Genomic DNA, 13,987 nt, shown 5'->3' with positions numbered 1-13,987 from the left:
GGATCTGGTAAAAATAAAAAGGAGAAGCGAAAAATGACAGGAAAAACACACATCATGGGAGGCATCGCTTCTTGTTCCGCAATTGCGTATTATTACGGGTATGATCCGGTCCTTATGACCTCTGCGGGTGCCCTCGGGGCGCTGATTCCCGATATATGCCATACGAAAAGCAAAATCGGCAGAACGCTGCCCGTTCTGTCCAAAATCGTAAGCACGGTGTTCGGCCACAGAACGTTTACACACAGTCTGCTGTTTATGCTTATTATGTTTTTCATCACGGCAGCCTATATCCCGAATCCAAGCATCTCCGCCGGACTGATGATCGGAATGGCAAGCCACCTTGTGCTTGACGCATGGACCGTCAACGGCATTAAACTGCTGTTTCCGTCTGCCATCCGCTTCCGTCTTCCCCTTTATATGAGGACGGGGAGCTTTTCGGAGCAGCTTGTGCTGGCCGGGTTAACGATTGTATCCTGCTATTATTTATACGAATTGGTTCACGGCCGCATCTCTTAGACAAAAAGCGTCTTTTCGCTTTTAGGGTGAGGAGTCATACATATGAAAAAATCCTTTTTCAGCAATCATCGGTTTTTATGCCTGTCCATCCTATTCATGTGGATAAAAACATACGCCGTTTACAAGCTTGGTTTTGATCTGCAAAACAATTCGGTTCTTGAGGAATGTCTGCTTCTCATTAATCCGCTGAGCTTTATTGTGCCGCTGTTCGGCATCGGCCTGCTGCTGACGGAAAAGAAGCAGCGGATCTTTCTGCTTTCGGCAAATGTGATGCTGACGGGGATTTTAATCGCGAATACGGTGTTTTACGGGTTTTATATTGATTTTATCACCATACCGGTTTTGTTTCAGGCGAGCAATATGGGCGATATGGGAAGCAGCGTCCAAGAGCTGTTTCACCCGCTGTACATCGCTTTATTCGCGGATATTGCGGTTCTGTTTTACCTATCTGGAAGGCATAAAGCCGGTAAGGGAAAAGCGGGCGCCCGGACCGTCAAAGCGTATGCGTGGGCATCAGCCGGCCTCATGCTGTGCAACCTTGCGCTGTCTGAGGCCGAGCAGCCGAAGCTGTTCAGGCATCCTTTTGATCGTGAAGCGCTCGTAAAAGGAATCGGCCTGTTCCACTTTCATTTGTATGACACCATTTCGCAGACGCTGAATGCAGGGGCTAAAGCGTTTGCCGACGAAGACAGTCTTGCCGCGGTCGCGAACTACACCCAAGCCGACTACAGCCGCCCGTCCGATGCAAAGTTCGGGCTTGCTAAAGGGCGTAATGTGATTTTTGTCACGCTTGAATCAACACAGCGTTTTGTGATGGATGAACGGGTCAACGGGCGGGAGATTACCCCGTTTATGAATAAGCTGCGGAAAAAAAGCTATGACTTCACTCACTTTTATCAGCAGACCGAACAGGGAAAAACCTCAGATTCAGAATTCATTACTGCGAATTCGCTGTATCCGTCTTCAAGCGGCGCCGTTTTTTTCACCAAAAGCGGCCACCGGTTCAATACGCTGTACCATACGTTAAAAGACCATCAGTACTATTCGGCCGTTCTGCATGCCAATCATAAAGCCTTTTGGAACCGGGATGAGATGTACGGGGCATTCGGCATCGACCGTTTTTTCGACGCGGATGAATTTAAGGTGACACCGGAAAATTCAACGGGCTGGGGTCTGAAGGACAAGGAATTTCTCGAACAGTCAGCGGAAAAATTAAAGAAGCTTCCGCAGCCGTTTTACGCAAGCCTGCTGACTTTGACCAACCATTTTCCTTTTGAAATTGATAAACAGGATCAGCTCATTGAGGAACCGGACACAAGCAGTGATTTGTTAAACCGTTATGTGACGACGGTCCGCTATGAAGATGAGGCGCTAAAACACTTTTTCAACAAGCTGAAAAAAGAAGGGCTGTATGACAACGCGATGATCGTCCTGATGGGAGATCATTACGGCATATCCGAAGCCCACAATAAAGGACTTGCCGAATTCTTGGGCAAAGAAGAAATCACGCCGTTTGATACGGTTCAGCTCCAGCGCGTGCCGTTTATCATTCATATTCCCGGGGTGACCGACCGTGACCCGGAAACGATCGCTTCCGCCGCGGGACAGGTTGATGTAAGACCGACGCTGCTTCACTTGCTCGGCATTGAAACGAAAGGCAGCATTCAGTTCGGCAATGACCTGTTTTCCAAAGAGCGGACTCCGTTTGCTGTGCTGAGAAACGGCAGCTTTATCACGGATGATCATATTTATACGAAAAATACATGTTACAGCCGCAAAACGGGCGAACCGCTTTCTGACATAGGCGCGTGCAGCGATGAGAAAGAAAAAGCGGAACAAGAACTGATGCTCTCCGATAAAATATTAAACGGCGACCTGCTGCGGTTTTACAAACAATAAAAAATCCCTCCGTCATTGGAGGGGTTTTTTATGTTTCATATATGAGCCGACCGGTCATTTTCGTATCATATCCGGATAATTGAGAAAGCTGAGACTTGAATTCCCCGGAATAGAGAATGTCCTGCACGCTTTGAACAAGCTCCCGGTTTTGTTTTAAGACGACCACATCGTACTGCTCACTGATTACCGGGATAAAATCCGTGCCCGCCATATGCGCCGCATGCTGCGAGCCGATTCCCGCATCCGCTTTTCCGCCTGATACTTGTGAAGCCGCTGACAAATGATCCGTGACAATGTCATGGTAGCCGGCAACCTCAGACGGCGTGATGCCGAATGATCTGAGCTGTTCGTCCAGCAGCACCCTCGCGCCTGATCCTTTTTCGCGATTGACGATACGGACATCCTTTCTGCTCAAATCCTGAAAGCCCTGAATGTTCAGCGGATTGCCCTTTTTCACGTATAATCCGGCCTGCCGAAGCACGACATGAAAGAGCGCAAACGGCTCTCCTGAAAGAATGCGCTTCACATACGGGATGTTATACTCCCCCGTCTCCCCATCATACAGATGCAGACTGACGATGTCGCAGGCTCCCCGGTACATCTCGATCAGGCTGTTTAAGCTGCCGCTGTACTTGCGGAGCGGGGACGCCTGTATTTTTTGTTCCAGCTGTTTGCTGAGGAGATCCATCGACACATCCTGGCCGCTGATGATAACAGACTGCCTTTTTTCCGGCTCCGGCCTGCGGGGCGGGTCAGCCGCCTTGACTGCTGATGGCTCTTTAGACATCCTCATGTTTGCTTTATATTGTTTTAAGCCTTCTTCATCGACCCTCATCTGTCTTCCGACCCTGTACGCCGGAATGAGTCCTTTTTTTATCAAATCATATACTGTCAGTTTTGAGACCTTCAAAAGGCCCGCAACTTCTTCTATTGTATAGGAAGTGGCTTCTGTCATATTATCACGCTCCATTTTTATTATAACTGTTCAGATATTGAAAAAAAACCGCACCATTACGTACAATTGCGTTATAATTAGTTTGATCTAATGATATTTAGCTATAAGGGGTGCACAATGTTGAAAAAGAAAGCGACACTACTCACAACTGCGGCTATGGCCGTTTTCCTCGCAACTGCGGGCTGCTCATCCGGACAATCGTCCAAAGGCGGACAAAACGAAAAAGTAACACTGACCGTTTCCGCGGCGGCGAGCGCTCAAGACGCGCTTGAAGAAATCCAAACCAACTACGAAAAATCACATTCAAACGTGGCCATTCAAGACAACTTCGGATCATCAGGCACACTGCAAAAACAAATTTCCCAAGGCGCGGGAGCTGATTTATTCTTCTCGGCAGCCGAAGATAAATTCGAAAAGCTTGTTCATGACGGCGATATCGACAAAAAGGACAGCACAGACCTTTTGAAAAACGATCTGGTCATGATCGTGCCTGAGAAAAACAGCGCACACCTTACACATCTGAATGACCTGAAAAAAGACAGCACGGAAAAAATCGCGCTCGGCACGCCTGAATCCGTTCCGGCCGGACAATACGCCAAACAGTCATTGACTAAATTATCCCTGTGGGACAAGGTAAAAGATAAAGTCGTCTATGCAAAAGACGTCCGCCAGGTGCTTTCTTATGTTGAAACCGGAAATGTCGATGCCGGGCTTGTCTATAAAACAGACGCGCTGATTTCGAAAAAGGTGAAAATCACCGATGAAGCACCGGCGAAAACGCACGATCCGATCGTGTATCCGCTAGGCATCGTCAAGGATACAAAGCACCGTAAAGAAGCAGAAGCGTTTTATCAGTATCTGCAGTCAGATGCAGCGATGAAAGTGTTTAAGAAATATGGATTTACTGCCAAGTAACATTACGGCTTCGGAATTTTTCACCCCAGTCGTATTGTCTTTTGAGGTGGCTTTGGCTTCGGGCATCGCCGTCATCCTTCTCGGAACGCTTGCAGGCGCCTGGATGGCGAAAGCGCGATTTCCCGGAAAAACGGCTGTGGAGACTCTGTTTATGCTCCCGCTCGTTCTTCCGCCTACCGTTGTCGGCTTCATTCTCATTATCATTTTCGGGAAACACAGCTTTATCGGCCGGGCGATTGAGCGGATTTTTCACCAGCCCGTCATTTTCACGTGGTGGGCCGCGGTGATCGCTTCGGCCATTGTCGCCTTCCCGCTTATGTATCAGTCTGCCAAAACGGGTTTCGCCGCGGTTGATTCTGACATCGAAGGAGCGGCGAAAGTAGACGGAGCCGGCAGGTGGCAGGTATTCACCCGCATTTCCGTCCCGCTTGCCTTTCCGTCCCTTTTGACCGGAAGCATTCTCAGTATCGCAAGGGCGCTCGGTGAATTCGGGGCGACTTTAATGTTTGCGGGGAATATCCCGGGCGTCACCCAAACGCTGCCGACAGCGATTTACGTCGCCATGGATTCCGGCAATGAAACACTCGCCTGGGTGTGGGTGATCTGTATTATGATGATTTCTTTTCTGATGCTGTTTTTCATCCAACTGAAAAAACCGGCTTGACCGATCCGCCTTCCGACCACATTTCGCCGGAAGGCTTTTTGATTTAAAATCGGATGGTATATAATGAAACAAAAACACAAAGGGTGCGGCTATGAAAATTAATGTCATTATCGCGGATGATAATTCTTTCATCAGAGAAGGAATGAAAATCATTTTGCATACATATGAGGAATTTACAGTATCGGCAACGCTGGAAAACGGATTAGAGGCGGCAGAGTATTGTAAACACAATCCCGTCGATATCGCCTTGCTGGACGTCCGCATGCCGGTGATGAACGGCGTCGAAGCCGCAAAACGGATCGCGGAGGAAACAGATACGAAGCCGATGATCCTGACGACATTTGACGACGACGAGTATATTTTAGAAGCGATTAAAAACGGCGCAAAAGGATATTTATTAAAAAATACCGAGCCGGAACGGATCCGCGATGCGATCAAAAGCGTCTTCAACGGGCACAGCATCCTTCAGGACACCGTGCTGGATAAAATAAAAGACAGCCTTTCCCGCCCGGCGGAAGCCGCGCATCAGATTGATGAAAGCCAGTTTACTGAAAGAGAGCTCAGCATCATGTCGCTTATTGCGAAAGGCCTGTCGAACAGAGAAATTTCAAAACAGCTTTTCATTTCTGAAGGGACGACGGCCAATTATATTTCATCTATTTTAGGGAAAACCGGTCTTGAGCACAGAACGCAGATCGCAATTTATTATATCACCGGGAAGGTGGATAACGAGCGTTGAACGGTTTGGATTTTTGGATGCTGATGAGCAGACTGATCGTCATTTTTTATACGGCCTTTTTGTTCGTATCGGCCGACCGCCTTTACATGCCGTACGCCGTCTTGTTTCTGCTGCTTTATCTGTGTCTGGGCATTGCGGTCTGCATGATCAGGCCGACCGCTTGGAGGCGCGGGATCACCCTCATGGCGCTGGCATTGACTGCTTGGCTTTCCGCCTTAGGCCATCCGGCGTTTCTATTTCTTTTGCCGCCCGCCATTTTTGCCGTTCTTGCCGAATATCCGGTTCACCGCTATGTGTTCTGCCTGCTCGTGTTTTTGCCGTTTTTATTTGTCCCGTACGGCGACCTTCCGACTTATATCGTCATGACCTTGTTCTGCTTGGCGATATTCGTTTTGGCCGCCCGGTCCAGCGACCGGCTGAAAAAATATGAAGAGCAGTCAGACAGCATGCGCTCAAGCATTGAAAAACTGACGAAACAGCTGCACAGCAGCACAGAATATATCAAACAATCGGAGTATACCGGCAAACTCGAAGAAAGAAACAGATTGTCCCAAGCCATCCATGACAAAATCGGCCATTCCATGACAGGCGCGCTCATTCAGATGGAAGCGGCGAAACGGATGCTCGGCTCCCATCCGGACAAAGCGGCTGAACTGCTCCAAAACGCCATTACCATTTCCAAAGAAGGCATAGAGGATATCCGCATAACACTGAAAAATATGAAACCGCCCGCTGAACAAATGGGCATTCACAGATTAAGAACGTTTATTGATGAATTTTCGGCCAAAAACGGGATGCCGGTTCCGTTTACGCATCAAGGCGATTTGGACAGGCTGACGCAAATGCATTGGAGAGTCATTCAGGAAAACGTAACCGAAGCCTTGACCAATGCAATGAAATACGCCGATGCCACGCAGATTTTCATTGATATCCATGTGCTGAACAAAGCCGTGAAAGCGGAAGTCAAAGATAACGGAAACGGCGCCGTCCGCTTTAAAAAAGGCCTCGGCATGCTCGGTATGGAAGAACGGGCGGCCGTCTTGCACGGAACCGTTATTTTTGACGGCACGGCCGGTTTTTCCGTCACGACATTGCTTCCGGTTGAATAAGTGAATATTTTCATGTGAAAAATATGAAGATTCTCACGTCAAAGGAATGAACAGCTGCACTAACGGCCGTTCATTCTTTTTTTTATAATTAGAGCATCATAAGACATAGAGGTGGAAACATGAACATTTTGGAGCTCAAACAGCTGAGTAAGAAATTCGGCGATTATGCCGCCGTTGACCAAATGTCGCTTGCTGTAAAAGAAGGTGAGATTTTCGGGTTTCTCGGCGCAAACGGAGCCGGAAAAAGCACGGCCATCAACATGATCTCAGGCCTTTTAAAACCTTCTGACGGAGACATTCTGTTTCTCGGAAAAGATATTTTCAAACACAGCAAAGCCGTGAAAATGAATATCGGCATCGTCCCGCAGGATCTCGCCATTTACGAAGAATTAAACGCCTATGAAAATGTGAAGTTCTTCGCCGGGCTGTACGGGCTGAGAGGAGCAGTTTTGAAAGAACGGGTCGAGGAAGCCCTGACATTCGTCGGCTTGAGCGATAAACATAAATATCTTCCGAAGCATTTTTCCGGCGGAATGAAACGCCGGCTCAATATTGCCTGCGCCCTTGCCCACCGGCCGAAATTGATCATCATGGATGAACCGACGGTCGGCATTGACCCGCAATCAAGAAATTATATTCTGCAATCAGTGAAAAAGCTGAATGAAATGGGCTGCACGATCATCTACACGAGCCACTACATGGAGGAAGTTGAAGAAATATGCACGCGCATCGCCATCATTGACCACGGGAAAGTCATCGCAGAAGGCACAAAGGAACAGCTGACTTCCATTATTACCGACACAAAGGACGTCGTGATTGAGCTGTCATCCGGAAACGGTATCAGCCTCGGCGATATTCAGGATCTTCCCGGCGTCAGAGCCGCCGCACTCGAAGAAAACAGCGTGAAAATCAGCTCTGACACAGGGGTCAACAATTTAAACCGATTGATCCGGTACTTCATGGACAAAGGAATTGAAATCCGCTCTTTACAGGAACAGGCCCCTGACTTAGAAACGGTATTTCTCACTCTGACAGGCAGAAGCCTGCGCGACTGACTCAACTGAAAGGAGGATTGCAAATGAATATTCTGCACATCGCCGGGAAAGAAATCAAAATCAGTTTCCGTGACAGACGGACCTTTATTTTCATGCTTGCTTTTCCGATCGTCTTTATGATGATTCTCTCTGCGGCATTATCAAACGCCTTTGATTCAGAGGTGACGGTCGGACACATCAAGGTCGAATATACGGACCAGTCAAACGGACCGCTTTCTCATCATTTTACTGAGTTTATGAAAGCCGCAAAAAAAGAGCATGTCTATTTTCACAAAGCGGACACGGAGGCAAAAGGCAAAAACGACGTTCGTGAAAATCAGGCGGATGCTTTCGTCACTGTCAAAAACAGCGGTTTTCAAGTTTATACAAATGACCGGAGCGGCATGAACGGCACGATCGTCCAAGGCATGCTGACCGCTTTTACCAACCAATACAAAGCAGGCGCCGCCGCATACAAGGCGCATAAGGCACCGGTCGCCGGACAAATAAAAAGCGATTATATGAAGCAGACGTCTTTAAACAAAGCGAAGGAACCGAAAGCGAAAGATTTTTACGCGGTGTCCATGACGACGATGATCGGGCTGTACGCCTCGATTTTTGCAAGCACCTTGTTCCGCGGGGAAAGAATACGGCACACAGCCGATCGCCTGATTGCCGCTCCGCTCCGAAAAAGCGATATCTTTCTCGGAAAGATGCTCGGCATTTTGGCTGTGAATGTTCTGACGATTCTTGCCGTTGTCGCCTTCAGCAAATTTATCTTAAAAGCGAATTGGGGCAGCCACATGGGCCTTGTGCTTCTGATTCTCGTTTCTGAAATTCTTTTGGCCGTCAGCTTCGGGCTCAGCCTGAGCTATTTGACCAGAAAACCCGAAAGCGCCAGATTAATCACCGTCATCATCGTTCAGGTGATGTCCATTATCGGCGGCGCCTATTACAAATATGAAGGCGGAGGAATTTCCGTCCTGTCGCCCTTATCATGGATCAATAAGGCGATTAACAACATCATTTACGCAAATGATGTATCAGCGGCATGGCCTGCACTCGGTTTAAATACAGCATTGGCGGCACTCTTTTTGCTGATCGCCGCATTTACGTTTCAAAGACGGGAGGGATTGTAATATGAAAAACTTCTGGTGGCTGTTTGCACACACTCTCAAAGGGATTACAAAAAGCAAAAAACAGCTTATTCTTTATATCGGGGCTCCGCTGATCGGCGTCTTCCTCTCCTTCATGACCAATGCCAACGGCGGAGCCGAAACGCTCAATATCGGCATTCTCAATCAGGACGGCGGAGAAGTGGCACAGGATACGGTCACGTTTTTAAAAGGACTGGATCATGTGAAGATTTCGGAGGAAACGGCTGCGTCCGCCACATCCAAGATCGCTTCAGGAAAAATGGAGGCGCTCATTACGTTTGAAAAAGGCTTCTCCCAAAGCGTAAAAGACGGGAAACCGGCTCACATCGGCATGACCTCGCTGAAAGGCGCCCAGGTCACCGGATATGTCAGCTCTTATTTGTACAATTATATGAACAGCGCCGCCTCAATCGGCAAATCTTCCGGCGGGGACGCAAAGGCCTTTCAGGCGATGTACGCCGATTTCAAGCATTCTCCGATTCAAACGGAGTCCGCTGTTTTACAAGATACATCGAACCATAAAGAAATGACTTACTCAGTCATCGGGTATCTCATTATCATTATGCTCTATTCCGCCGGCAACCTGACGGAACTGATGATTAAAGAGCGGGAAAACAGGACGTACTACAGGCTTCTGTCAACGCCGATCACATCAAAGCAATATGTACTGGCAAACGCAGCGGTGAATATCATTATCATGGCCGTCCAAATTCTATTCGCCGTTCTCTTTATGGGCGCCGCTTTTCATATTCATCCGTCATTCCCGCTGTGGCAGCTGTTCATCCTGATGATGCTGTTTGCATTAAGCGCAATCGGTATCGCCTTTATTGCCGTCGGTTTTTCCAACAGCAGCGCTTCGGCATCGGCGCTTTTGAATTTGATCGTTGTGCCGACATGCTTGCTCGCCGGCTGCTTTTTTCCGGGCAATATTATGCCGAAAACAGTGCAGACAATCGCCGAATTTCTGCCTCAGCGCTGGGTGCTTGATACGGTGGATCAATTGCAGCACGGCCGCACGCTCCAAAGCCTGACGCTGAACATCATCATTTTGGGAGCCTTCGCCGCCGCCCTGTTATTAATAGCCGCATACAGGTTCAGCGTAAAACGTCAGACACAGACATTTATGTAAAGAAAAACAGCCCCGTAAAGGGCTGTTTTTTTCTTAGAACAGAAGCTCGTCCGGGTTCGGGCCGACACGCTCATCTTTGTTCAATGCGCTGATCTTTTCCATTTCTTCCTGTGACAGTTCGAAATCAAAAATATCGGCATTTTCTATGATGCGGTGCTCTTTAATGGATTTCGGAATGGTAACGACTTCGTTTTGAAGATCCCAGCGCAAAATCACTTGAGCGACCGATTTGTTATGTTTTTCCGCAATTTGTGACAGCACTTCGTTATCTAAGAGCTGTCCCTGCATCAATGGAGACCATGCTTCCACTTGAATGCCCTGCGCTTTGCAGAAATCTCTTACTTCTTTTTGAGTCAGGCGCGGGTGGAATTCTATTTGGTTGACCATCGGCTTGATCTCAGCATCTTTCAGCAGTTCTTCTAAGTGATGCACTTGGAAGTTGCTGACGCCGATCGCGCGGATTTTGCCGTCTTTGTACAGCTTTTCAAGAGCGCGCCATGTGTCTTTATATTTATCCTTGCCCGGCCAATGAATCAGGTATAGGTCGAGGTAATCGAGGCCGAGGCGCTCAAGGCTTTTCTCAAACGCGTCAAGTGTCGTTTCGTATCCTTGATCTTCATTCCACACTTTTGACGTGATGAACAGCTCTTCTCTGGCAACGCCCGCAGCTCTGATGCCTTCGCCGACGCCCTCTTCATTTTTATAAATTGCCGCCGTATCAATGCTGCGGTAGCCATTTCTGATTGCCGCTTCGACAGAGTCCGCCGCTACGCTTCCGTTTTCCACCTTAAATACGCCAAGGCCGAACCACGGCATTTCAACGCCATTATGAAGCTTTACAGTATCTTTTAAGCTTTTTGCCACGTTGAACCATCCTTTCTAGTCATTATGTAAACGGTTATTATTATCTCACATTTACGCCGTATGAAACCAATTATACGCTCATCGTTATAACAGAAACCATCTTTAGTACTCCGGTACCACTAGCGTTATTATTTTCCTATTTTTCAAAAAATCCGGTTAGCCCGGTAACTGACCGGGTAAATCGCTAATGTAGCCACCAAACAATCGAAGGAGGAAATACGATGAAACGTATACGTATCCCAATGTCCGTTGCCCTTGGCGCCGCTTTGTCCCTGACTCCTCTGTCCTTTGTATCCGCAAAAGAAAACCCGGTCCCTCAAAACATGGCACAGCAAAAGTCAGATGTCTCTGCAAAAGATGTCGGTTTAAACATTGATGTTGACCTGCTCGGCATCGGCAATTCGATTGCTGACGCGATTAAGTCGGCGCAAAACCGAGACGGCTTCGTCAAAAACTTAATGGAATCTTCATTCTACGCTTCAGGACAAAAATATAATGTCATGGTGTTTTTTAAGCCAGGAATATGAAGATCATTTTAACGGCGTTCAGTTTTACGGTTCCGCCGTTTATGACGGCATCACATACGGCATTTGGGTGTTTGAAGACGGAAGCTTCACCAACAAAGGCGATGGCGGCTGGATCAACTGGGCCTTCAGAGGCTGGTTTGACCGTGACGGCGATCATGTCGAATTCCATCGTCCGTAATGTAAAAAAGTCCGGCACACAGATGCCGGACTTTTTTTCATTTATTCATCTCCGTCAAGCATCGCCGCTTCCACATCATTGATGTATTGGCGAAGCTCATGTGACATGTCGCGGGAGATTTCCCGCTCTTCGAATAATGTTTGGATTTCATTGCGGATGGCCTGCACGGCCCGCAGTTTGATCTCAAGTTTTTGATTTTCAAAACGGCGGCTCGGATTCTGTTCGTGATACGAGTGCCCCAGCCTGAAAATCAGGTGATTGTAAAAGGAAATGACGGCAAGCGTCACATCTTTATTTTCTTCGGTCATGTGTTTTTTCAGGCTTTCAATCGCCGCTTTTGCCGTTTTAACCCTTGTGGCGCGAATGAGGCCTTCTTCATTTAAAATCGACATTTCCGGCTTTTTTTGTTCACCGAAAAAGATCCAGTACATCAGGCGTTTCAGCTTTTTCTTAGATAAGCCGACTTTAAACGGATTCGTATACAGCACTTCCAGTTCATCAAACCGTTCCTGGAGGCTGTCAGCCGTTTCTTCCGGGATGTCGCCCCGCTCAATCAGCCGGAGCAGTTCTTCCTGTTCAGCCTGTATCCCTTGGGCGCGGACTTTCCGCTCATCTTTTTTCGTGCGGTTTTTTACGGTAAACTGCTGAAACCTGAGATTTTTCATTTTCTCATTGTATTCGGCAATGACCGCAAAAGAAGCCGTTTTGTTAGTCTCATTCATATTTTCTTTGATGGCCGATAAAGCAGCCTTTATCAGCTTCCGTCTCGCTGTCAGCAATTTGACTTTCTTCTCTTTCGCATTGTCTTCCGGCTTATCTGTCAGAATCGGCAGTACGATTGTCGCCAGCACCAATGTGCACAAAATAACGCCTGCGGCTAAAAAGAGAATCAAATTCCGTTCAGGAAACGGCGAGCCGTCGGAGAGCACGTACGGAATGGAAAAGGAACCCGCAAGCGTGACCGCTCCCCTGACGCCTGAAACTGAAATCAGCAGTGTGGAGCGCAGGCCTGGCTTATAAATGCTCTGATCCTTGTTAAAAAACCACTTGCCGTTCCAAAAAAACAGCACCCACAAAAATCTGAGAATCATTAACGTCAGCGTAATGACGATAATGTACCCGATAACCATCATATTGTTAAACGCGGTATCATTAAAAATAACAGAAACCACATCCGGTATTTGCGTTCCTAATATGACGAAAACAAGACCGTTAAGAATGAACAAAATAATATTCCACGTACTTGAAGAGACGATTTGCAGTTTGACCATCGTTGATTCAAGACGATCCTGCTCCACCGCATGCGTGATGCCGCCGGCCACAACCGCTAAAATGCCGGAAACGCCGATTTCTTCAGCCGCCAGATAAATGACAAACGGCGTCAGAATTTGAATCAGCATATGCATCGTGACATCCTGCATGCCGAGGCGGCGCAAAAACAGCCGGAAACGGATAATCAAAAAAGAAATGACGACACCGCTGAGTAAACCGCCGGCTGAAATCAAAACAAAGCTGAACGCGGCCTGCGCCAGCGAAAATGCGCCCGTCACGGCAGCCGCAATCGCAAATTTAAAAGCGACCAGGCCGGATGCGTCATTCATCAGCCCTTCTCCTTCAAGGAGACGCAGAATGCCTTTTGGCATCTTCACACGCCCTGACAGCGCACTGACCGCAACAACGTCAGTCGGTGACAGAATCGCCGCCAGCCCGAACGCGGCGGCCAGCGGAATGCTCGGAATCATCCAATGAATGGTGTAACCGCCGACAATGACCGTGGCAAACACGAGCCCGAGTGCGAGAAGCAGAATCGGCGCTCTTAAATTCCAAAGTTCCGCACGCGGCGTCCGTTTTCCATCGTTAAAAAGCAGCGGAGCGATAAACAAAACAAAAAACAATTCGGTATTCAGTTCAAAATGAAGCCCCTGCGGAAATGACGCCGCAATGATACCGAGCGCCACCTGAATCAGAGGCACCGGGATAAAGGGGACAAACCGATTTATAATATTGGAGATCGCAATGATGGTTAAAAGTACGAGTACGACTAAAAATATGTGCAAAGCATGACCTCCTTCATCTGCTGCATTGAATCATCATTGCCTGTTCTCATGGCCCCTGTCAAAGGCCGGAGCCAATTCCCGGGCTGGCCCGGTATATTTCCCGCACACAACCATTCTTCTTTTATTTTACCCGTTTTTATTTAAAATTTCTCATAACGTGCTCACGGGGAACTTTTTTTGCCTTCGGCTACTTTTTTCCGAAAAAAGAAAAAGCCTGTTTTCTATGAAAACAAGCTTTTCGCAC

12 protein-coding genes and 1 pseudogene are annotated in these 13,987 nt (G+C 47.9%); 10 read left to right on the top strand and 3 right to left on the bottom strand.

Annotated elements, in window-relative coordinates; genetic code table 11:
- The first annotated feature begins 33 nt into the window (after nt 1-33).
- Both AUL54_RS14365 and AUL54_RS14360 read left to right on the top strand, forming a co-directional pair.
- A complete protein-coding gene (locus AUL54_RS14365) occupies nt 34-516 on the top strand; it encodes a metal-dependent hydrolase (protein WP_060964288.1) in 483 nt (160 codons plus the stop codon).
- A gap of 42 nt (nt 517-558) precedes the next feature.
- The gene (locus tag AUL54_RS14360) at nt 559-2,415 is read left to right on the top strand and encodes an LTA synthase family protein (protein ID WP_060964287.1); all 1,857 of its coding nucleotides are present in this window, start codon (nt 559-561) and stop codon (nt 2,413-2,415) included.
- Nucleotides 2,416-2,443: 28 nt separating this feature from the next.
- Here AUL54_RS14360 and AUL54_RS14355 read toward each other — a convergent pair whose 3' ends face one another.
- Entirely contained in the window at nt 2,444-3,370 is a 927-nt protein-coding gene (locus AUL54_RS14355; protein ID WP_060964286.1) for a substrate-binding domain-containing protein, read from the bottom strand.
- Nucleotides 3,371-3,487: 117 nt separating this feature from the next.
- Here AUL54_RS14355 and modA point away from each other — a divergent pair, with 117 nt between their 5' ends.
- From modA to AUL54_RS14320, 7 genes are all read left to right on the top strand, one after another.
- On the top strand, nt 3,488-4,285 hold the full coding sequence (modA, locus tag AUL54_RS14350; protein ID WP_060964285.1) for a molybdate ABC transporter substrate-binding protein: 798 nt from the start codon (nt 3,488-3,490) through the stop codon (nt 4,283-4,285).
- Nucleotides 4,266-4,949: a molybdate ABC transporter permease subunit gene (gene modB / locus AUL54_RS14345; RefSeq protein WP_060964284.1), complete on the top strand. Its 684-nt coding sequence runs from the start codon at nt 4,266-4,268 to the stop codon at nt 4,947-4,949. The genes modA and modB overlap by 20 nt, the downstream gene beginning before the upstream one ends.
- A 91-nt stretch (nt 4,950-5,040) precedes the next feature.
- Nucleotides 5,041-5,688, top strand: a complete 648-nt coding sequence (locus AUL54_RS14340; protein WP_060964283.1) for a response regulator transcription factor — start codon at nt 5,041-5,043, stop codon at nt 5,686-5,688.
- Complete coding sequence (locus tag AUL54_RS14335) at nt 5,685-6,797, top strand: sensor histidine kinase (protein ID WP_082761641.1); 1,113 nt, start codon at nt 5,685-5,687, stop codon at nt 6,795-6,797. The genes AUL54_RS14340 and AUL54_RS14335 overlap by 4 nt, the downstream gene beginning before the upstream one ends.
- 119 nt (nt 6,798-6,916) lie before the next feature.
- Nucleotides 6,917-7,852 carry an ABC transporter ATP-binding protein gene (locus AUL54_RS14330; RefSeq protein ID WP_060964282.1) on the top strand — a complete coding sequence of 312 codons (936 nt, stop codon included), beginning with the start codon at nt 6,917-6,919 and terminating at the stop codon, nt 7,850-7,852.
- A 23-nt stretch (nt 7,853-7,875) separates the two neighbouring features.
- Entirely contained in the window at nt 7,876-8,970 is a 1,095-nt protein-coding gene (locus AUL54_RS14325; RefSeq protein ID WP_060964281.1) for an ABC transporter permease, read from the top strand.
- Between the two features lies 1 nt (nt 8,971).
- A complete protein-coding gene (locus tag AUL54_RS14320) occupies nt 8,972-10,117 on the top strand; it encodes an ABC transporter permease (protein WP_060964280.1) in 1,146 nt (381 codons plus the stop codon).
- 33 nt (nt 10,118-10,150) lie between these two features.
- Here AUL54_RS14320 and AUL54_RS14315 read toward each other — a convergent pair whose 3' ends face one another.
- Complete coding sequence (locus tag AUL54_RS14315; protein WP_007410023.1) at nt 10,151-10,981, bottom strand: aldo/keto reductase; 831 nt, start codon at nt 10,979-10,981, stop codon at nt 10,151-10,153.
- 221 nt (nt 10,982-11,202) lie between these two features.
- Between AUL54_RS14315 and AUL54_RS14310 the strand changes: the two are divergent.
- Nucleotides 11,203-11,686 (top strand): annotated as a pseudogene (locus tag AUL54_RS14310) (stress protein).
- Between the two features lie 41 nt (nt 11,687-11,727).
- On the opposite strand, the gene AUL54_RS14305 reads toward AUL54_RS14310, so the two are convergent.
- On the bottom strand, nt 11,728-13,743 hold the full coding sequence (locus AUL54_RS14305) for a Na+/H+ antiporter (RefSeq protein WP_060964279.1): 2,016 nt from the start codon (nt 13,741-13,743) through the stop codon (nt 11,728-11,730).
- Nucleotides 13,744-13,987: the final 244 nt, after the last annotated feature.

The organism is Bacillus sp. SDLI1 (genome assembly GCF_001553895.1).
In the GTDB taxonomy this organism is placed as follows: domain Bacteria; phylum Bacillota; class Bacilli; order Bacillales; family Bacillaceae; genus Bacillus; species Bacillus siamensis.
Note: the sequence above shows the minus strand (reverse complement) of the source record. Positions and strands in the feature narration are given on the sequence as shown.